Origin of the sequence: Bradyrhizobium huanghuaihaiense (assembly GCF_025200885.1) — a bacterium.
GTDB lineage: Bacteria > Pseudomonadota > Alphaproteobacteria > Rhizobiales > Xanthobacteraceae > Bradyrhizobium > Bradyrhizobium huanghuaihaiense.
Genome location: NZ_CP104172.1, coordinates 1,077,467 through 1,097,796 on the forward strand (window position 1 = coordinate 1,077,467; position 20,330 = coordinate 1,097,796).

The window sequence follows — 20,330 nt, forward strand, 5'->3', positions numbered from 1 at the left end:
TGCATCGAGTGGGAGTACCGAACTCCGAATCTTCGCCAAACGTCCTCCTGGGAGTATGGGTCCCGGCCTGCGCCGGGACGACGGTGGGGAGAGAACAGAGCAAAACAAAAGGCGCCTGAGATTTCAGGCGCCTTTTGCATTCACGCAGTCACCTCAGCTCCGCGGATACCCCGCCGCGTCCAGGATCAAATTCGCAACGTCCTTTGGATGCGACACCAGCGAGAGGTGGCCGGCGTCGAGCTCGACCGTGGTGGCGTTCATGCGCTTGGCGAGGAAGCGTTCGAGATCGGGATTGATGGTGTAGTCGTCCTTCGACACCGCGTACCAGCTCGGCTTGCTGTGCCATGCGGCTTCCGTGGTGCGGCCGGCGAAGATCGAGGCCGCCGTCGGCCACTGCACGGCATAGAGTTCCTTGGCCTGCTCCGGCTTCACGCCATTGGCGAAATATTTCAGGAAGGACTCTTCCGACAGTTTGGTGTAGCCGTCGCGCTCGACGATGCCGGCGCGCACGGGGCCGGTCGGAAACTGCTTCGACAGCGCGACGAAATCCTCGTTCGCATCGGGCGCGCGTGCGGCGACATAGACGAGCCCGGTGACCTTCGGGTCGGTGCCGACCTGGCTGATCACGGTGCCGCCCCAGGAATGCGCGACCAGCACGGTCGGCCCGTCCTGCTCGGCCAGCGCGCGCTTGGTCGCCTCGACGGAGTCGGCGAGGGACGACAGCGGATTCTGCACGGCCGTCACGTGAAGGCCGGCCGCCTGGAGAATCGGGATCACCTCCGACCAGCTCGAGCCGTCGGCCCAGGCGCCGTGCACCAGCACGACGTTCTTCGCCTTCACGGTCTGCGGTGTCTGTGCGTGAGCAAGGCCGATGGGGGCCGCCAGCAGGCTCGCGGCGACGAAAAGGCTGCGCCAGAAAGTCATCATCGTTCTCCGTGTTCTTGGGTTCGATGCCCAAAGGACGGAGCGCGCGGTGGCGGCGTTACGCTGCTCACCGCTCTGTGATGCGGCGCAACAGGCAATGTTCGGCAGGAAGGCCGCCCAGCAACCGGCGTCGTCCTGGCGAAAGCCAGGACCCATTACCCCAGGGAGATGTTTGGCGAAGACCAGTCGTTCGGTACTCCTACCGAGTCCGTTCGACAGACCTCGCGGTATGGGTCCTGGCTTTCGCCAGGACGACACCGGGAGTTGGGGCAAACGAAAAAACGCCCCGGGGCACCGGGGCGTTTTCGCAACCTGGAAGTCGCTTGGCTTAGGCGGCTTGCGCGGCCGAGTTCTCGATCACCTGCGCCTTCGGGGCGCTGGTGTTGATCGCGATCTGGCGCGGCTTCTTGGCTTCGGGAATCTCGCGGACCAGATCGACGTGAAGCAGGCCGTTCTCGAGCGAGGCATCCTTCACCTGCACGAAGTCGGCAAGCTGGAAGGCGCGCTCGAAGGCACGCGCGGCGATGCCGCGATAGAGCACTTCGGATTTCGAGTTCTCGTTGGCGACCTTCTCGCCCTTGATCGTCAGCGTGTTTTCCTTCGCGACGATGGAGAGCTCGTCCTTGGCAAAGCCCGAGACCGCGACGGTGATGCGGTAGGCGTTCTCGCCGGTGCGCTCGATGTTGTAGGGGGGATAGCCGGGGCTGCCGTCAGAGCTGGCCTGGTCGAGCAGGTTGAAGAGACGGTCGAAGCCGACGGTGGAACGATAAAACGGGGTGAGATCGTAGGTACGCATGGTCAAGTCCTCCATTGAGCGACTGTTGGGTAACCCGCCCGCCATCGGGCCGGGCTTTAGTTCTGTGTGCAGCCTGATGTTCCGGTTCCGAAACACTGGTAGCGGCCTGCACGAAAGTGATATGGGTGGGGTGAGACGGCGTTCAAGAGGGCGGCAACAGCGCCTTTTCGGCGCTCCCGCCCCTTGATTTGCAGCACTTCGCGCCCAGCCCTTCCAACCATGACGCTGCTCTCGATCCCGTCCAACCCCGTTCCCGAAAACGTCGTCAGCGGCACCATCAAGACCCCCGATGGCGCCGAGCTGCGCTTTGCCCGCTGGGCGCCGCCGGCGAACCGCAAGGGCACGGTCTGCGTCTTCACCGGGCGCAGCGAGCAGATCGAGAAATATTTCGAGACCGTGCGCGATTTGCGCGATCGCGGCTTTGCAGTGGCGATGATCGACTGGCGCGGGCAGGGCCATTCCTCGCGGCGCCTGCGCGATCCGCGCAAGGGCTATGTGCGCGACTTCTCCGATTTCGAGATCGACGTCGAGACCTTCGTTCAGCAGGTGGTGCTGCCGGATTGCCCGCCCCCCTTCTTCGCGCTCGCCCACTCCATGGGCGGCACGGTGTTGCTGCGCGTGGCGCATTCCGGCAAGCGCTGGTTCGACCGCATGGTGCTGTCGGCGCCGATGATCGACCTGCCCGGCCGCACCACCGCGTTTCCCGCGCGGGCGCTGCTGAGAACGATGCGCCTGATGGGGATGGGCGGCCGCTACGTCCCCGGCGGCAGCGACCGCATCACCGGGCTCGACCCCTTCATCAACAATCCCCTGACCAGCGATCCCGTGCGCTACGCGCGCAACGCCGCGATCCTGGAGGAGGATCCGACGCTCGGGCTGGCGTCACCCACTGTTGCGTGGGCCGACACCGCCTTCCGCGCGATGCAGACCTTCAAGGGCATGAACTACCCTTCAGAGATCCGCCAGCCGATCCTGATGCTGGCGGCCTCCAACGACACCGTGGTCTCGACCGCGGCGATCGAGGAGTTCGCCTATCACTTGCGCGCCGGCTCCCATCTCGTGATCGCCGGCGCCAAGCACGAGATCCTGCAGGAGCAGGACCGCTACCGCTCCCAGTTCTGGGCCGCCTTCGACGCCTTCGTGCCGGGTACGCCGCTGTTCAAGTGAGAGGGCTCCACAGGGCCGGTGAGAACTGGCGGAGTGTTCCTCATTCTCCGTCATTGCGAGCGCAGCGAAGCAATCCAGACTGTCTCCGCGGAGGCAGTCTGGATTGCTTCGTCGCAAGTGCTCCTCGCAATGACGGCGTGGATGCATTCCGCCCTCTCCCCTGCATCCGCCTTCGCTGAAGCTTCGGCGGACAAGAGCGGGGAGAGGCGAAGGAATAGGCCCTACAGCGTCTTCAGATACTCGATCAGGTCGTAGCGCTCCTGCTCTTTGAGCACGCGGCCGATGGTGCCGTCCTTGCCGGGGCCCGGCGTGCCGTCGAACGAGTGGCCGGCATTGCTGTTGCCGTACATGTCGGTGCCGTCAGACGCGCGCGTCGAGAAGCGCGACTGCCCGGTCTTGCAGCTCTCGCCGTCGGCGACCGCGAAGCCGACCTGCTTCGGATCGTAGTCGCGGCCACCACCCATGCAGAACGATTTGGGACGCTCGGCTGCAGGGCTCAGCATCCAGTACAGTGAAGGCACCGATCCGTTGTGCAGGTAAGGTGCGGTGGCCCAGACGCCGTTGAGCGGGCGCGCGCGATACCAGGGCCCCGGCTCCTTCTTGTCGGGCGGCTGCGGACCGGGATTCGGGCAGTTCTTGCGCTTGCCCCACCAGGCCTGCTGGACCTTCGGGTCGATCTTGGCATCGTCCATCGCCTTGCGGGCGACGATGTCGACGAGCACCATCAGGCCGATCGAGTAGGGCATGTCGGTCGACGAAATATCCGGCAGATTGCAGTTCCACCAGGCATTGAGATTCTGCGTGGGATCGAGCTTGAGATAGCCCGGCACCTGAACCGTCCGCGTCGCCAGCACGCTGGCCTGAGCGAGGTCGGTGCCCATGCCCTTGGCGCTTTTCTGGACCTCGTTCAGGAATTTGTCGTCGCCGATGGTTTCCCAGCGTGACGAGGACCAGATGCTCTGGCTCGGAAATTCGGTGTCGAACACGGGATCGTTGACCGGACCGAGATGGCATTCGGTGCAGATCTCCGCATAGAGCTTGCGGCCGCGTTTGACACGGTCGCCATCGATCTTCCAGGCATCATCACCGAAGATGTCCGACGGCCATCTCGGCGATGTCAGCCCGGAGAGCTGCTTTTTTGGATAGGGCGCCGATCCCTTCAGCAGATCCTCGATCCAGTTCAGATTCTTGATGTCCATCGACGAGCGGAACAGCGTGTCCTTGGGAGAGTTGTCGGACAAATTGAGCAGCGCGGTCACGCCCAGCGCTTCGCCGGCATTGCGGATCAGCGGCTGTTCGATGGACGCGTCGTATTGCGCGTATTTGAGCCAGGGCACGGTCCAGATCGGCGGGAAGCTGACCGGCGCGTCCTTGGCATGCAGATTCTTCTCGAAGCCGCTGAGGCCGCTGAGCGCCATGTCCTGGGAGAAGACCTGGTTGCCGATGCGGTTGAGCGCGTCGAGGCGGCCATAGCCTTCCTCGGTGTCCTGCTGCGGCTCGTCCCGCTTGGTCTTCTCGTTGTACCGCGTCTTGCCCTCGATGGTCTTCGCGTAGGTCTTCTCCCAGTCGACCAGGAAGGTGCCGATCGCGCTCAGCTTCTGCTTCAGCGCATCGCGGTCCGCATCGCTGGCGGAGGGGCCGAGCACGCGATCGGCGAAGCGCGTGAAGCGGCCCGGCACATAGAGCGTGTAGGCGATCGACAGGCCGGTCGTGACCTCGAGCTTTCTGAGGTCGGTCATCGCCGGGCCGCCATCGAAGCGGATGTCGATGCCCTTGTAGTGGATCTGGCCGGTGTGGCAGGCGGCGCAGGTCAGGCCGATCCGGTCCTCGCCGACCTTGCCGGTCGCGGGATCGGGTACGCCGGTCATGCGTGCAAAGCCGACGGGCAGGCCGCCGACGTTCTCAGCCTGGGCACCCCAGTTGACCGGCGGATCCCAGAGCCGCGCCGGCACCGGCTTCGTCTTGTCGTAGACGTTGGCATAGCCGAACCGGCGCAGCGTGGCGTCGTCGGTATTGATCGTCTGCGGGCTCGGGATGAAGCCGAAGCGCTGCAGATGGTCGCTGTCATGCAGCATCCCGGGTTTTGCGAAGAAATGAAGCCGCGGCTGCTCGAGCGCCATGAACCAGCTATAGGGCACCGGGAAGGTCGCGGTGCCCTGGCTGGTGTGATGAAACCAGTGCCGGTCCTCCAGCGCCCAGTTCTGCTCGAGCCAGTACGCGGCTCGCGGTTCGACCTGCGTAGGCAATGGCGGGGCCACGAGGTCCCCGAGGATGCCGGGCAGCATCGGCTGGAATTGATCGGGAAAGCGCAGCGCCACGACGCCAAAGACGAGGAGCGCGGCGACCAGTCCGCCGGCCGCGCGCAGTATCAGCGAGGGCGGGGTGACCGGCTGGCTGACGATCCGCTGGGTGATCCTGTCAGGGAATTTGCGCTCGTTGAACAACGTCCTCACCTCGGCCACGCTGAGATAGCGGTCATCACCCTGACCCTTGCCCATGATCTTGAGCAGGATCGGCCATTCGAACTTCATCAGGATGGGGTAGTACCAGCGCGCCTGCTTGCCGGCGCGCTTGAGGTTGTCCTTCATGAAGATCTGGATCTGCGAGGCGTTGAGCCCGGTCTCGGCGCCGCCGTCGGGATCGGTATAGGTGCCGCCGAAACTGGCAAGCCGGGCGATCTCGTCCTCGTTGACGCGACCGTCGACGCCGAGGATGCGTGAGCCGGCGCCGAGCTTGTCGAGCGGGCCCCCGCGCAAGCCATTGAGCTGCGCGCCCCAGAAGATGCTCTGCAGGATGTGACAGGCGCCGTTGGCGATCAGCGCGACGCCACGGACCTGGATGCGGGCCGAGGTCTTCTTCAGCCCAGCCTCGCCGCTTGCATTCGCGATGGTCTGCGACAGCGTCCGGAGCGGGACGGTCCCGCCGTCGACGAAGCCTTCGCCGACGAGGCCGCGCAGGAATGGACAGGGATTGTTCGGCGAGACCTGGATCGAGGGGTCGAAGGGCGGCTTCGAAGAGCGGTCATGCATGGCCCAAAATCCTGAAAACAGCGAATCGCAAAAAAGACGCGCCGATCAAGCGCGGAAAGTCCTAACAAACCGACAGCAGACTATACTACCTGAGCGTGTGACGAAATGTGGCTGAATTCACTGTCCTGTCAATAAGGGCAGGCGCGAGATCGCCAAGGGGGTGTGCGAAAGGGGGCGTGGCGGGACCGCGGCCGGCCCGTCAGGACTCGGCGGCGCGTTTGACGTCGCTCTGGATCAGGGTCAGCTTGCCGAGCGGCACGCCGGCCTTCAGCAGTCCCTCGCGGTAATGGGCGAGATTCTCGGGCCGCTTCCAGTGGAAATTGCGCAGGTGACGGTCGACATTCAGGGTCGGGTAGTTCGTCATGAGCACTTTGGTGGCCTCGTCGGCCTCGTCGGTCCGGCCGAGTTGCGCCAGCGCTGCGGCGCGGATCGCCAGCGCCTGCATGTGGTTCGGGTTGATGTAGAGCTGCTCGCGGGCCCACGACAGGGTCGCGTCATATTGTCTTAGGAGATAATGGCTGAAGGCGTTCAGCGCGGCCCATTGGTAACGCGGGTCGCTGTTGTCGCGCTGCGCCGCCATCGAGAACAGCTCGATCGCCTCGCGATGCTCGCCGATGACGAAATGGCAGATGCCGAGCACGCCGCGTGCGCCGTTGTCATAGGGGTTGAGTGCGACCGCACGCTTGGCGGCGTCCATCGCGGCCTCGTAATGTCCCTCCATCGCATGGGCCCAGGACAGGATCGAGAACGCGAAGGAGGAGCGCGGGTCGAGTCGGACGCTGGTCTCGGCGAGGTTCATCGCCTCGGCCCACATCTCCCGCGTGCCCTTGACCCAGCCGAACTGGATGCTCTGGATCTGGATCGTGGCAAGATAAGCATGCGCGATCGACAGTTTGGGATCGAGCCCAATGGCCTCCCGGAACAGGTCGACGGCGGCGGCCAGGTCTTCCTTGGTCTGCCGGTAGTAATGGGACAGTCCCTTGAGGAAGCGGTCCCAGGCGGTCACGTCGGTCGAGAGCCGCGCCGGTGCCGAGGCTTCCGCCCGAACGATCTCGGTGGCGATGGCGGCGGACAGATTGGTGGTGATCTCGTCCTGCATCGCGAACAAATCGCCGATGTCGCGGTCATAGCGCCCGGTCCAGAGCTGCTCGCCGGTCTCCGGCGCGATCAGCTCGGCGGTGACGCGGATCTTGGCGCCGGCGCGCCGCACCGAGCCCTGGATCAGATAGGTGGCGTCGATCTCGCGCGCGATCAGCCGCGTGCTCAAATTCTTGCCCTTGAAGGCGAAGGTCGAGTTGCGGCTCAGCACGCGATAGAAGGATTGCAGCGAGAGCGCGTGGATCAGATCCTCGGTGAGGCCGTCGGAGAAATATTCGTCCTGGGCGTCGCTGAGATTGGCGAAGGGCAGCACGCCGACGATCGCCGTGCGGTACTGCTGCGAGAGGGCGGATGCCTCCCGCAGCTCGGGCGCGAGCGCCGGCGCGCCCTCGGGCATCCAGGTAAAGACCCCGACCGCATCCTTGATGTTCTTGAAGCGGTGGTTGCCGGCATCGGTCAGCGGCACGGTGAGATGCTTGCACGCCTCCCGGTAGGCCTTGGCCGAGATGGCGAAGCCGCCGGGGCTCGCCACGGATTCGAGGCGGACGGCGATGTTGACATCGTCACCGAAGACTTCGTCCTCATCGGCGATGACGTCGCCCATGTGGATGCCGAGCCGGAATTGCATGGCGCGCTCGGCCGGGAGATGGTGGTTGCGCTCCGCCATCACCGTCTGCATCGCGATCGCCGCCTCGGTGGCGCCGACGATGGAGGCGAACTCCAGCAGGAAGCCGTCGCCGGTGTTCTTCACGACGCGGCCGCCGTGATTGAGGATGATGGGGTGAATCGCCGCGCGATGGGCCTTGAAGGCGGCATGGGTGCCGGCTTCGTCGCTGCCCATCATGCGCGAATAGCCGGCGACATCGGCGCAGACAATGGCGGCCAGACGTCTTTCCATATCCCGGGAGCTCCAAGGGATCGGAGACCGGCCACGGCGTGGCAGTCGCCTCGAATCCTGCATTTCAAGAACCCTGCCTTTATAAAGCAGATGGAGCCGAGCGGAAGTATGATCCGCATTGCAAAATCGAAGTAAATCCTACGCAATCCTGGCGGTGGACGGGGCGGAGCGAACCGACTAAGCCCGGCTTTCAGGGCCGCAAGGCGGGTTGGGCGGGGGATTTTTGATGCTGGGCATTCACGAAATCTGGCTGTTCATCCTGTCGGGCATACTGCTCAACATCACGCCGGGGCCCGATAGCGTCTATGTGATCGGCCGCAGCATGCAGATGGGCTGGCGGGGCGGCGCGGCCGCGGCATTTGGCATCAGTTGCGGCTGCTTTTTCCATGTCGCGGGCGCGGCGATCGGCCTTTCGGCTCTGCTGATGGCCTCCTCGACGGCGTTCTCGATCCTGAAGCTGGTTGGCGCGGCCTATCTGGTCGTGACCGGCATTCAGATGCTGTGGTCCCGGCCGGCGCTGGCGTCGGCCATCGACGAGCCGGAGCGGAACTCGCTGCGGCGGGTTTTCCTGCAAGGCGTCTTCACCAATGCGCTCAATCCCAAGGTTGCGCTGTTCTTCCTGGCCTTCCTGCCGCAATTCGTCGCAGCCGACGCGCCCCACAAGCCGCTCGCCTTCCTGACGCTCGGCCTGATCTTCATCTTTACGGGGACGTTGTGGTGCCTGGTGCTCGCCGCGTTCGCGGCCAAGGCCGCCCACCGGCTGCGGAGCTCGGAGGGCGCGATCGCCTGGGTCAATCGCGCGCTCGGCGGCCTGTTCGTGTATCTCGGCATCCGCGTCGCGATGCTGGAGAGCCGGTAACTCGTTCGAACGAATGATGACTGCGTAGGGTGGGTTAGCCTTGCGGCTGCGCGAAGCGCAATCGCCAGGCGTAACCCACCTCTTCTGTCTCTGCGGATACGAACAGTGGTGGGTTACGCCTCGCGGTTTGCGCGTCGCGCAATCCGCAAGGCTAACCCACCCTACGATCTGCGTTTACGCGAACTCCTTCGCCAGCGCGCTGCCCGCCAGATAAAGTCCGAGCAGGATCATCGCGATCAAAAACCAGCGGCGGAACGCTTCCGCCGGCATCCGCGCCCGCACCGACTGGCCGATGAACATGCCGGCAAAGGCCATGGCAAGGCCCACGGCGCCGGGCACGGCATTGGCCGGCGTCAGCAATCCGCCGGCGGTGAGGTTGAAGGCGAGCGCCAGCGTCGCGGTCGTGAAGAACACGCCGAGCGCCTGCACCAGCTCGTCCTTCTCCATGCCGATCGCCTGCATGAACGGCATCGACGGGATCACCTGCACGCCGGTCGAGGCCGAGATCGCGCCGGTGATGACGCCGACCACGCCGCCGACCCATTTCTCGTTCTTGGGCGCAACGCGGAAATGGAACTTGTTCAACCCGATCACGGCGTAGATGACGAGCAGGACGCCGAGCACGATCGTGCCGTAGCGCGCATGAGGGCCGGTCAGCGCGCCGGCATTGAGCCAGCAGCCGATCACGGTGCCGATCATCAGCGGCCACAGCCGCTTGAGGATGTCGCGCAAATAGGGGCCGACAAAAGTCTGCCAGATGTTGGTGACGATGGCCGGCACGATCACGATGGCGATAGCGCGGCTCGGGGTCATGCTCACCGCGAGCAGGCCCATGGACACGGTCGGCAGGCCGAGCCCGATCACGCCCTTGACGAATCCGGCGGCCAGGAACACGGCGGCGATGACAATGAGAAGCGGGTCGATCATGCCGGCACATTGACCGATGCCGCGCCCGGGCACAATCTGAAGGTTACGGAGACAGCCTTCGTGAGCTACGAAGGCTGGAGCACGAGCCGGACCCGCAGGGCCGCGTCAGCGCAAAGTGTGGAGCGGTTTTCCGAAAGATCGTGCTCTGTCAACAAGGTTGGAGAGGCCCGCCATGCGTTTCGATCTCGTCGATCTCCAGCTCTTCATTGCGGTCGCCGACCAGCGCAGTATCACGCGCGGTGCGGAGCGGTCGCATCTGGCGCTGGCCTCGGCCAGCGCGCGCATCAAGGGCCTCGAGGATGCGCTCGGCGTCGCGCTGCTCAAGCGTGGCCGCCGCGGCGTCGAGTTGACCGCGGCCGGCGAGAGCCTGCTCGACCATGCCCGGCTCGTGATTCACCAGATCGACGCCATGCGCGGCGATCTCGCCGGCTTTGCCAGCGGCGTGCGCGCCAGCGTGCATTTCCTGGTCAACACCTCCGGCCTGTCGGAGCACCTGCCGAAGGCGCTGGCCGGATTCCTGCACGAGCATCGCGATGTCGCCGTCGACATCGAGGAGCGCGAGAGCACCGACATCGCCGCCGCGATCACTGCGGGGGCCGCCGATCTCGGCTTCGCCGCCGAGCACGCGCTGCCCGACCATATCGAGCGGTTCGTGTTCAGCGAGGATCACCTGACATTGGTGACGTCGCGGCGCGGCCCTTTCGTCGGCCGCCGCCAGATCGATTTTCAGGAGACGGGCGCTTGCGACTTCGTCGGGCTCACCAGCGCCACCGCGCTCCAGATGCACATTTCGAAGCACGCCGCCCGGCTCGGCATGCGCCCGCATTACCGCGCGCGCCTGCGCGACTTCGACGCGATCTGCCAGATGGTCGCCGCCGATGTCGGCATCGCGCTGGTGCCGATATCCGCCGCGCGCCGCTGCGCCAGGCTGATGCCGCTCGCCATGGTCCGCCTGCGCGATGCCTGGGCCAACCGCAAGCTCGTGATCTGCGCGCGAAGCTTCAAGACGCTGCCGAGGCCGGCGAAGATGCTGGTGGAGCATCTGCGGGCAGAGGCGGTGTGAGCTCTGCGCTTACCCTCCCCTGGAGGGGGAGGGTCGGCACGCGATCGAGAAAGCGAGATTGCGTGACGGGGTGGGGTGACAGTCTATCCATTGAAGCGGTGTCCGAGTGGAGAGATCACCCCACCCCGCTCCGCATTCCGCTTCGCTGCATGCGAAGCGACCCTCCCCCTCCAGGGGAGGGTAAGAGAGACCTACTTCGCCGTCTCCACTCCGGCGTCCTTGATCACCTTCGCCCACTTCTTCGTCTCATCGGCGATGAAGGCGCGAAAATGCTCCGGCTCGTCGCCGACCAGCGTCGCGCCTTGCTGGCTAAGCTTCTCCTTCACCGCCGGATCCGCCATGGCCTTGGTCGCCAGGGCATGCAGCGCCGCGACGATCTCCTTCGGCGTGCCCTTCGGTGCCACCATGCCGTACCAGTTCTCGATGCGCAGATCAGCAAAGCCTGCTTCCGCCATGGTCGGCACCTCGGGCGCGGTCGGGGCGCGCTCGGCTGAGCCCATCGCGATCGGTCGTAGCGCACCCGCCTTGACCTGCGGCAGCAGCACCGGGAGATCGAGGAAGGTCATCTGCACCTGCTGACCGAGCAAATCGTTCACCGCAGGCGCTGCGCCGCGATAGGGCACGTGCACGATGTCGATCCTGGCCGTCAGCTTGAACAATTCGCCGGCGAGATGCGGCAGGCTGCCGGGGCCGGAGGAGGCGAAGTTGAGCTTTCCGGGCTGCGCTTTCGCCAGCGCGATCAGCTCGCCGATGTCCTTGGCGGGCACATTGGTGGCGACCACCAGCATTTCCGGCACGGTCGCAACCAGCGTCACCGGCGTGAGGTCGGTTTGGGTGTCGTAGGCGACCCGCTCCATGTTCGGGCTGATCGCGAGCGCGCCGGCCGAGGAGATCGCGATGGTGTAGCCATCGGGCGCGGCCTTTGAGGCCGCATCGGTGCCGAGCACGCCGCCCTGGCCGCCGCGATTGTCGGTCGATCAGCACCGGCTGGCCTGACAGCTCGGACATGCGCTGGCCGATTACGCGGGCGATGATGTCGTTGGGGCCGCCGGCCGGAAAGGGAACGATCAGCTTGATCGGTTTGGCGGGAAAGTTCTGCGCCGCCACCGCTGACGGCAGCAACAGGAATAGTCCCAAGAACAATTCAACGAGCAGCTTGCGTGAGATGGTCATGCAAGCCTCCCGCTCGCGTTTGTTATTGGTTGAGCAGCTTCAGCGCTTCTTCGTGAACCCTTGCGTCGCCCGCGGCGACGATGCGGCCGCCGCCCTGGGCCGGCTTGCCTTCCCAGGTGGTGACGACGCCGCCGGCGCCGGTCACGATCGGGATCAGGGCCGCGATGTCGTAAGGCTTCAGCTCGGTCTCGACCACGAGATCGACATGGCCGGCCGCCAGCATGCAATAGGAGTAGCAATCGCCGCCATAGCGCGACAGCCGCGCGCCCTGCTCGATGCGGCCGAAGATGGCGCGGTCGCGCTCGTTCATCAGCAGCGGCGAAGTGGTGTAGGTCGTCGCCTCCGACAGCGAGGCGCAGCGGCGGACCTGGAGCCGGCGCTCGCCGGAGGGGCCCTTGTAATTGGCCGAACCGTTGTCGCCGGAAAAACGCTCGCCGATGAAGGGCTGGTGCATCATGCCGTACACCGGCGTGCCCTTGTGCAGCAGCGCGATCAGCGTGCCCCAGATCGGAAAGCCGCCGATGAAGGACTTTGTACCGTCGATGGGATCGAGCACCCAGACATAGTCGGCGTCCTCGCGCTCATTACCGAATTCCTCGCCGACGATGCCGTGCTGGGGGAAGCTCGCCTTGATCAGCCGCCGCATCACCGCTTCAGCGGCGCGGTCGGCCTCCGTCACGGGGTCGAAATCCTTGGTCTTGCTCTTGTCGTCGATCGACAGCGAGGTGCGGAAGAACGGCAGGATGGTTTCGCCGGAGGCGGTGGCGAGCCGTCCGATGAAGGCGGAGAAGTCGATCACCGTCACGGTGAGTTCCTCAAAACGAAAGTCAGTGTGAAGCTCGCTCCTGCCTAGCTCAATTCGCCTCCCGCGTGCAGCGCTGTCTTGATTTGCACCCTGGTATTTTGAATGCCGAAGGCCGCTGCCTCATTCGAGTCATCTGCTGGCCAAATATCGATCACAGAGTTGAAAACTTAGTTCCGACCATGCCTTGTTCGTATGCAAATGACTATCAACCCATTGAAATTCCTTATTAAAGAAACTGAATCTGGGTTTCCCTTAAAGCAATTGAGCCATGTGCGTAGTGCATGGGAAACCGCTCAAAAGCCCTTGCACTTTGTGCGCCGCGGCCGCATATTGTTGCGGTGCGGTAGCGCTCTGCGTTACCGCTGCCCTCCTTGGGCGTTTCCTCCCTAGACTTGGGCCGCTTCTTCATTAGAAGCGGCCCTTTTTTCTTTGGGCCTCTGCTTTCATTTCAGAGCGCGCAGCAAGGCGAAGCGCAAATGCGTTCGCGCCCGATGCGCGCGCCGGGCGCGCGCGAAGAAAAAGCTGTCGTCTATTCCGCCGCGGCCTGGAACGGGCCGAGATCGCTGAACGGGATCGTGGTGGCCAGCACGTCGGCGAGCACCGCGAAGTCGGAGGCGACTTGCGCAAAGCGCGGGCTGCGCTCGCGCCGTCGCTCGTCCATGTAGATGGCGCGGTTGAGCTCGAGCTGGACCGCGTGCAGGCCGCTCGCGGGATTGCCGTAATGCTCGGTGATGAAGCCGCCGGCATAGGGCTTGTTGCGGCCGATCGAATAGCCGAGCCCCGTCATGGTCTCCTCGACCCTGTCGGGGAGCAGCGGCGTGCAGCTGGTGCCGTAGCGGTCGCCGATCACGACGTCCGGCCGGCGCGGCTCGTCCCTGCTGACGCCGACCGAGGGCATCGAATGGCAGTCGACCAGCACCACGGTGCCGAACATCTGGTGCACCTTGTTGATCAGCCGGCGCAGCGCGCGATGATAGGGCTTGTACAGCGTCTCGATCCGCCCCAGCGCGTCGTCGACCAGGATGCGGTCGCGATAGATCTCCTGGCCGTCGCCGACCACGCGCGGAATGGTGCCGAGGCCGCCGGCGACCCGCATCGAGCGGGTATTGGCAAAGCTCGGCAGGCGCCCGCTGAACATGCGGGGGTCGAGCTCATAGGGCTCGCGGTTCACGTCGACATAGGAGCGGGGAAAGTTGACCCGCACGGTCGGAAAGCCGCGCGCGCTCAAGTGACCGATCAGCTCGTCCATGAACGAGTCTTCCGAGCGCCGCAGCGTCGGCAGGTCGATCCGCGACGCCGCCAGGAATTCGTCCGGATAGGTCGAGCCGGAATGGGGCGAGTTGAAGATGACAGGCGCGCGCCATTCGGCGGGCTCGAAGATCTCGAACGCTGGCGACATCTCGCCGTCAAACCGGGTCATCTTCTCAGGCTTCGTCCCTTACTCAGGCTTCGCCCCCTTGGCGCCGCACGATCCGGCATGGCCCCGGATCGAATGATTCGGCCGGTCGAGCGGCTCTTATGTGTCGTCATTGTCCGGAATCGCAACCATTCTGCCAAGCGAAAAGATGTGATGGACGCTGGAACATGTCTTAACCGTGCGGGCATCGGGGTGGGGACTGGCTCATCCGGCTCGATTGATTCGGAGCCCGTTCGGGTCCACAAAGAGCCGGCAGCGCAGCCGGCCCATGGTAAAGATTTTCACCCCAAATTTACCCTCTGTCGGGCTAAGTAACCTCTGCTGATATCCTCTGGGGATTCGACGTTTCCTGCCATGCCAAAGATCCTGCTCGCCGAAGACGACAACGACATGCGCCGTTTCCTGGTCAAGGCGCTGGAAAACGCCGGTTTTCAGGTCTCGTCCCATGACAACGGCATGGCCGCCTATCAGCGGCTGCGGGAAGAGCCGTTCGAGATGCTGCTGACCGACATCGTGATGCCGGAAATGGACGGCATCGAGCTCGCCCGCCGGGCCTCGGAACTCGACCCCGACATCAAGATCATGTTCATCACCGGCTTTGCCGCGGTCGCCCTGAACTCGGATTCGGACGCCCCCAAGAACGCCAAGGTGCTGTCCAAGCCCGTGCATCTGCGCGAATTGGTCAGCGAAGTGAACAAGATGCTGGCGGCCTAAATCGGCCCCGTTCCGTCCTTGCGCCGGGTCCCCTGAGCCGTTATAGGGACCCCACCCGACGTAAGTGGACTATTAGGGCACGTAGCTCAGCGGGAGAGCACTACCTTGACATGGTAGGGGTCACAGGTTCGATCCCTGTCGTGCCCACCATCTTCTTCAATGACTTAGGCGCCCCGCGCCTGAGGCCTGAAGGGGTGGTTTCCACGAGATTTCCACGAAGGCCCATTTTGGCGTGGGCTGCCTCGTCCGGATGAGGCTGGCTTCCCAAATGCGGGCGCTCGGTTTCCAGCCCCTCGGAGAGGGATGCCGAAGCATAGCCTTGCTTCCCCCACGTTACTCCGAAGGTAACGCAGAAGGCCGCGTGCTCTATCTCGATCGTCGCTTCGGCCGTAGCCATCACTTCTCTATCTCGCATCGAGCGCGCTAGGTCGTATCGACCGGAGACAGCGCGCTTCAACAGTGTCACGCGAAGCGCCGCTTTCGTCAACAGCACGTTTTTCGTGGTTAAGCCAGTGCACTGGCTTATACTGATGGGCCCTTTCTCGATTCGGCCTCTCAGCGCATGTCCTCATCTCCAGGAAGAATAGCAGGCGAGTGGCTCGCCTACATTCGGCCTCACGTTCGACCCTACGAGGCGCTGGGTCGGGGCGATCGCCGCGACTACATCGCCAAGCTGTCGAAGCGGGTGAAGCTGAGCGACAACACGCTCCGGCGCTTTATCTCGGCTGCCCAGTACCTGGAGGCCGAGGGCATCACTGAGCTGCCGTCTGGAGTTCGGATGCCTGTGGCTGCCGTCGAGCGCGTCGCTCGCATTGCGGCACGTCAACCCGAGAAACGACAGCAACTGCTCAAGGATGTTGCCGAGGGCAGGCTTACCATCATTGAACTCAGGGATCTCCTCAAGAAGAGCACCAAGGCTACCGCCAAGCGCCAGCGGGTTTCACACCCTGAAGAGTCGCTGGAGCAGCGGGCGTTGGTGGCGCTCGAGGCGCGAGGCTTTCTCAAGCGTGCCGAAGCGGTGCTCACGACGTTTCAGGATATGGACCACTGGTCGTACTTCGATTCGCACACTAGGCCTGTCCTGGTGATTCAGCTTCCGCGGGACCGGCGCATCGTCGTCATGGATGACAGATCGGTCGGTGGCACGGCCGCCTCGTTCATGAGGCAGCGGAAGGAGTTCTTGCGCAACATTCTCGCCGGCGCGGGCCTGTATGACTTGGTGTGTGTCTTCGCCTCGATCTGGCACGAGGACGTCGGGAGACTGATAGGAACGATGCGGCCGGAGATGCAGCGGCGCGTCATTCTGTTGGGACCGGAGACGTAACGGCAAGGAGCATTAATCTGTGAGAGGTTGGTCCAAAGGTGCTGCAAGGAACGGTCTGTAGGCCGAACAGCGGCGGTGATCCGCCCGCGTTGGAGATCGGATACGGCCTAAGAAGCGGCACTGAACGGCTGGCGGACGGCGCCAAATAGACTGATATACTTCTATTCAACAAAAAGGATGCTTGATGGGGCATTGTGAAAATAGCTCGTGCTTACATCGAGAACTTTCGAGGCATTAAGCAGGCAGAAGTCCTTTTTTCCGGAACTTCCGTCCTTCTCGGCGACAACAACACTGGAAAATCGACGGTATTCGAAGCCATCGAGCTTGCCATTGGCAGATCGGCTCGCGCGTGCGCAGGCGATCGACGAACATGACTTCTATGGCGGCGATTATCTTCCGGCTGAGGGTGCACCTGCAAAGCTGATCATCGTCGAAGTCGTCGTCACTGGTCTCGACGAGCAGCATTGCACGAAATTCCGCAACAATCTCGAATTCTGGCGGCAAGCCGATCGCTCACTCCTGGGGCCAGGGCAGGGGGCCGACTTGGCTCAGGACGGCATCGAACCCGCCGTCCGCATCCGGTTCGAGGGCGCTTACGACCCCGAGAACGACGACTTCATCGCCAAGACCTGGTTCGCGGTGCCACATCTGGACGACGGCACCCTGATGAACGAATGCCGCTCAAGCGATAAGCGCGAATTCGGCTTTCTGCATCTGCGCGCGCTGCGCACCGGTAACAGGGCGCTCTCGATGGAGCGTGGCTCGCTCCTCGACATCATCCTCAAGACCTACGAGGTCCGTACCCGCATGTGGGAGGGGTTGTTGCGCCAGCTCCGCGATCTCGACGTCGTTGGCGACAACGATCCTGAATTCGGCCGCATCCTGACGGCCATTCGCGACGCCATGCGTGACATCGTTCCCGGTGAATGGGCCGACGCGCCGCATCTTCGCATATCCGATCTCACCCGCGCGGACCTCCGCCGTGTCCTGAAATCGTTCCTGGCCACCGGCGTCCCGGGCTACGCTGCCCCGCTCCAGCATCAAGGATCGGGAACGATCAATGCGCTGGTCCTGGCAATGCTTGGCCTCATTGCAGAACGCCGCAATGGCCGCGTTATCTTTGCGATGGAGGAGCCCGAGCTCTCACTTCCACCTCACGTGCAGAAGCGTGTCGTCGACAAGGTGAGGTCGATCGCCGCCCAAGCGCTCTTCACGTCGCATTCGCCTTACGTGATTGTGCAGTTCCAACCCGAGCAAATGATGGTCTTGACGCGGAACAGCGCAGGCGTGCTCAACGCTTCCAATATCGAGCTTCCCGCCAATCTGAAGCTCAAAACGTTCCGCGACGGGTTTCGCACCCGCTTCTGCGAAGCGCTACTCGCGCGTCGGGTCGTTGTCGTCGAGGGCAAGACCGAGCTTGTGGCTTACAGCGCGGTCGCTCGTCGCGCGGCGGAGCTCGCGCCGGCGCACTATCAACGACTCGACGCCCTTGGATGGGTGCCGTTCGACGCCGGTGGCCAAACGTCTGTCGCCCCGTTCGCAGCCTTCTTCCGCAGTTTGGGCAAGACTGTCGCGACCATCTTCGATTAACAGGCTCAGCCGGCCGGCGCGGCGATCGTCGCGTCATGCGACGCTGCGTATGAGCAGCCCTACGCGGGGTTCGAAGACCTCCTCGCTGCCGAAATATCGGTTCCTATGCAGGCGTGGTTTGTACAGTTCTTCGTTGCGGCCGGCGAATGGCCGCAGGCCCTCAACAACCTCTTGCCATTCCCAGGATCGCCTGACGCTGCTTATCGGCAGGCCTTTCTCGCGCTCTTTATGCAAAAGAAGGGTGACGACTATCCGATATTGAACCGCGCTTCGTCTGCAAAGGCTGTGGCCGGCGTGGCGCTGACGTCAGGCCGGACTTCAATTGGAAAGGACCGCCGACGCGAGCGATGGGAATTTCATAGAAGGGAAGAGCGGCCCCGGCCGTGGGGTTCGTGGGATGAGGCCGGGGCCGTTGGGGTGCTTGGACTTGGGGAAGGTCAAGCGACTACGAGCTTACTCACAACTCGGAGTGCCCGGTCTGTTCGTTTGCCAACATTGGCAGTAGTGTTCCGGATATGATCGAACGAGACTGGGGGCGGCCTTTCGAAGATCCGATCGAAATAGACGGCCGCAAGCTGGTCACGTTGCGCGATGTCGGCGAGTACGTCGCCGCCTTGCCGAAGCGAGAGCACGACCAGCGGGAATGGAGGGCCGCGATGGAAGCTCTGCTTCTGGTGGTCAATCTCGGCGGCCCGACCATGTTCGCCCGGATTGGCATCATGCGGGCGTTGAACCGACACCACGTCCCCGCGTTCAATCCAAAGGGAAAAGAACCGCACTGGGGCCGGCGCAAACTGAAGAGGGATCAATGACCGTCTTCGTCTACGTCAACACCGCCAAACAGGTCGGCGACGCCGAGCACATCAAGGTGTTCGCCACGGTCGATGCCGCAGAAAGGTGGTTCGAGCAGAACGATCCGGAGGGCGTCGCCTTCGAGTACGATGTGATCGAAGAGTGATTGTCCAGTTGAAGGCCCGCCAGCGCGGGACCGAAGCCCCGCGCCTTGGTCACGCATAGTGGGAGGCATTGCCGCGTCAAATATCCGCGAATCCTGCGCCATCGCCGGGCGGCGAAGCTCAAGGCGGCAGCCGCAGAAAAAAGGGGCTACTCCCATAGGCCGCGGGTTACGTTGTCGCCTCTAGTACCGGAGCCGTCGTCGTTCAGGACCTCATCCAGCGAAACCAACGGACTGTCTCCGAACTTCGCGTAATTGGTGGGAAACATTCGGTTGTGCGCGGCAACGTAGGATTTAACGCGAGCCCGCACATCTTCGCGCTTCAACGCTCCAGTAAGCAGATCCTCAAATATCGCGCTGACCACGTCGTCCTTGCCCGGGAAGCTGTCAGGCAACATTGCGCGGATTTTGTAGTAATCGTTGTTCTGATCGCGAATGGATGACGTGCGAACCAGCGTCCATCGGATTCTTTGGCCGCGGCCTTTGTTTGCCCCAATCGAATCCCTAACAAGCTGGTCAAAATCAGGATTTAGCTCGCGATAGTGGTGGAAGACATTCGATCGAACGAGCACCACGCCGCGGTCAATATTGCCGCCCCCGGAAGGCCGCCCTTGAGCAGACAGTGGTGAGGCACACATATGAGGCACTAGGGATCGACAATTTGCAAGGTACTTACGATGTCGCTTTGATGGCGGAATGCCTCGCCCCTCACGCCGCCATGCACCTACCTACCCGGACGGTCGCCACATCAAGATAACTTTCGGCGAGATGCGCGAGATGGGTCTGCGCGGCATCCTGGTACTGTCATTGCGGTCGCCACGTTGCCCTAGACGCCGATGGCTGGCCTGACGAGATGCGGCTATCCGATATCGAGCCGCGATTTGTCTGCCGAGGCTGCGGGTATCGCGGCGCCAACGTTCGGCCGGACTTCGAGCGGGGGGATCTGCGGGGTGCCATCGTGAGCCCGCGGAAGAGCTAGTGATTTGCCGCCGACTGAGGGGCGTTACATCGACATTGAGACAATGGCGAGCAGGCCGACAGCGGCGAGTCCCCAAGCCAACGCGTGCAGCATCCAAGGTCGCATGGCGCATGCTCCCGCTGGGTTCCCTTGTTAGGAAACAGCCGGGCGCCGCCCAGTATTGAGATGGATCAATAAAAGAGCAAAACCGAGGTCGCGGCGACGGTGAAAACACCAGCCGCAATGATCGCCAACCGCACGATCAGCTCTCTGCCCATACCAATCGCTAACACGGGTTGATTTGAGTGTCTTGTGCAGTCTGTGCCAGCGCGGCGCGGCACGAAGCCTCAACCACACATCGTAGGCGGATTCAGGGCCTTGCGGGCCGCCGTTCTTAGTGCGTCGGTCGAAAGTTGTCCCTGTGCCGCGGCCTCAAGGATCTTCGACGCAACATGCGTTCTGGCGCCGACCTCGCTAACGGGGATATCTTGGCAAACTTCTTCATGGACGGCTCTAAGGAGCGCAGTCGTTTCAGCACTGAACATGCACCAACCTCAAAACTAAGAGAACCACATGAACACCGCGCGAGCGGAGTATCTTCGCTCGTAGCGTTCGCAAGGCATTCCAATCTGG

At 63.4% G+C, this 20,330-nt stretch carries 17 protein-coding genes, 1 tRNA gene and 1 pseudogene; 10 read left to right on the forward strand and 9 right to left on the reverse strand.

Going from position 1 to position 20,330, the window contains the following annotated elements; all coding sequences use genetic code 11:
- Positions 1–153 precede the first annotated feature (153 nt).
- The gene (locus N2603_RS05005) at positions 154–924 is read right to left on the reverse strand and encodes an alpha/beta fold hydrolase (RefSeq protein ID WP_260387906.1); all 771 of its coding nucleotides are present in this window, start codon (positions 922–924) and stop codon (positions 154–156) included.
- A 328-nt stretch (positions 925–1,252) separates the two neighbouring features.
- On the reverse strand, positions 1,253–1,720 hold the full coding sequence (locus N2603_RS05010) for an Hsp20 family protein (RefSeq protein WP_260387907.1): 468 nt from the start codon (positions 1,718–1,720) through the stop codon (positions 1,253–1,255).
- 219 nt (positions 1,721–1,939) lie between these two features.
- On the opposite strand from N2603_RS05010, the gene N2603_RS05015 reads away from it, so the two are divergent.
- A complete protein-coding gene (locus N2603_RS05015) occupies positions 1,940–2,887 on the forward strand; it encodes an alpha/beta fold hydrolase (protein WP_260387908.1) in 948 nt (315 codons plus the stop codon).
- Between the two features lie 221 nt (positions 2,888–3,108).
- Here N2603_RS05015 and N2603_RS05020 read toward each other — a convergent pair whose 3' ends face one another.
- Entirely contained in the window at positions 3,109–5,916 is a 2,808-nt protein-coding gene (locus tag N2603_RS05020; RefSeq protein ID WP_260387909.1) for a di-heme-cytochrome C peroxidase, read from the reverse strand.
- Positions 5,917–6,115: 199 nt separating this feature from the next.
- Positions 6,116–7,912: an adenylate/guanylate cyclase domain-containing protein gene (locus N2603_RS05025; RefSeq protein WP_026312912.1), complete on the reverse strand. Its 1,797-nt coding sequence runs from the start codon at positions 7,910–7,912 to the stop codon at positions 6,116–6,118.
- A gap of 226 nt (positions 7,913–8,138) precedes the next feature.
- On the opposite strand from N2603_RS05025, the gene N2603_RS05030 reads away from it, so the two are divergent.
- A complete protein-coding gene (locus tag N2603_RS05030) occupies positions 8,139–8,771 on the forward strand; it encodes a LysE family translocator (protein ID WP_260387910.1) in 633 nt (210 codons plus the stop codon).
- A gap of 174 nt (positions 8,772–8,945) precedes the next feature.
- On the opposite strand, the gene N2603_RS05035 is transcribed toward N2603_RS05030, so the two are convergent.
- Complete coding sequence (locus tag N2603_RS05035) at positions 8,946–9,698, reverse strand: sulfite exporter TauE/SafE family protein (protein WP_260387911.1); 753 nt, start codon at positions 9,696–9,698, stop codon at positions 8,946–8,948.
- Positions 9,699–9,870: 172 nt separating this feature from the next.
- On the opposite strand from N2603_RS05035, the gene N2603_RS05040 reads away from it, so the two are divergent.
- Positions 9,871–10,761, forward strand: a complete 891-nt coding sequence (locus N2603_RS05040) for a LysR substrate-binding domain-containing protein (protein ID WP_260387912.1) — start codon at positions 9,871–9,873, stop codon at positions 10,759–10,761.
- A 191-nt stretch (positions 10,762–10,952) separates the two neighbouring features.
- Here N2603_RS05040 and N2603_RS05045 read toward each other — a convergent pair.
- The 3 genes and pseudogenes from N2603_RS05045 to N2603_RS05055 all read right to left on the reverse strand — a co-directional run bounded on the left by N2603_RS05045 (position 10,953) and on the right by N2603_RS05055 (position 14,159).
- Positions 10,953–11,934 (reverse strand): annotated as a pseudogene (locus N2603_RS05045) (Bug family tripartite tricarboxylate transporter substrate binding protein).
- A gap of 22 nt (positions 11,935–11,956) precedes the next feature.
- Positions 11,957–12,739: a histidinol-phosphatase gene (hisN, locus tag N2603_RS05050; protein ID WP_212342058.1), complete on the reverse strand. Its 783-nt coding sequence runs from the start codon at positions 12,737–12,739 to the stop codon at positions 11,957–11,959.
- 529 nt (positions 12,740–13,268) lie between these two features.
- Positions 13,269–14,159 carry an N-formylglutamate amidohydrolase gene (locus N2603_RS05055; protein ID WP_260387913.1) on the reverse strand — a complete coding sequence of 297 codons (891 nt, stop codon included), beginning with the start codon at positions 14,157–14,159 and terminating at the stop codon, positions 13,269–13,271.
- Between the two features lie 351 nt (positions 14,160–14,510).
- Here N2603_RS05055 and cpdR point away from each other — a divergent pair, with 351 nt between their 5' ends.
- The 7 genes from cpdR (at position 14,511) to N2603_RS05090 (ending at position 18,742) form a co-directional block, all read left to right on the forward strand.
- Positions 14,511–14,870 carry a cell cycle two-component system response regulator CpdR gene (cpdR, locus tag N2603_RS05060; protein WP_007597092.1) on the forward strand — a complete coding sequence of 120 codons (360 nt, stop codon included), beginning with the start codon at positions 14,511–14,513 and terminating at the stop codon, positions 14,868–14,870.
- Positions 14,871–14,945: 75 nt separating this feature from the next.
- Positions 14,946–15,020 (forward strand) — tRNA-Val (locus N2603_RS05065).
- 412 nt (positions 15,021–15,432) lie between these two features.
- Positions 15,433–16,194 (forward strand): hypothetical protein, encoded by a 762-nt coding sequence (locus tag N2603_RS05070; RefSeq protein WP_260387914.1) that lies wholly within the window; start codon positions 15,433–15,435, stop codon positions 16,192–16,194.
- A 194-nt stretch (positions 16,195–16,388) separates the two neighbouring features.
- On the forward strand, positions 16,389–16,568 hold the full coding sequence (locus tag N2603_RS05075) for an AAA family ATPase (protein WP_260387915.1): 180 nt from the start codon (positions 16,389–16,391) through the stop codon (positions 16,566–16,568).
- Positions 16,525–17,784, forward strand: coding sequence for an ATP-dependent nuclease (locus tag N2603_RS05080; RefSeq protein ID WP_260387916.1), 1,260 nt, complete (start codon positions 16,525–16,527; stop codon positions 17,782–17,784). Before N2603_RS05075 ends, N2603_RS05080 begins: the two co-directional genes overlap by 44 nt.
- Positions 17,785–18,299: 515 nt before the next feature.
- Positions 18,300–18,596 (forward strand): hypothetical protein, encoded by a 297-nt coding sequence (locus tag N2603_RS05085; protein ID WP_260387917.1) that lies wholly within the window; start codon positions 18,300–18,302, stop codon positions 18,594–18,596.
- Positions 18,593–18,742, forward strand: a complete 150-nt coding sequence (locus tag N2603_RS05090; RefSeq protein ID WP_260387918.1) for a hypothetical protein — start codon at positions 18,593–18,595, stop codon at positions 18,740–18,742. Before N2603_RS05085 ends, N2603_RS05090 begins: the two co-directional genes overlap by 4 nt.
- Positions 18,743–18,888: 146 nt before the next feature.
- Here N2603_RS05090 and N2603_RS05095 read toward each other — a convergent pair whose 3' ends face one another.
- Positions 18,889–19,314, reverse strand: coding sequence for a hypothetical protein (locus N2603_RS05095; RefSeq protein WP_260387919.1), 426 nt, complete (start codon positions 19,312–19,314; stop codon positions 18,889–18,891).
- Between the last annotated feature and the right edge of the window lie 1,016 nt (positions 19,315–20,330).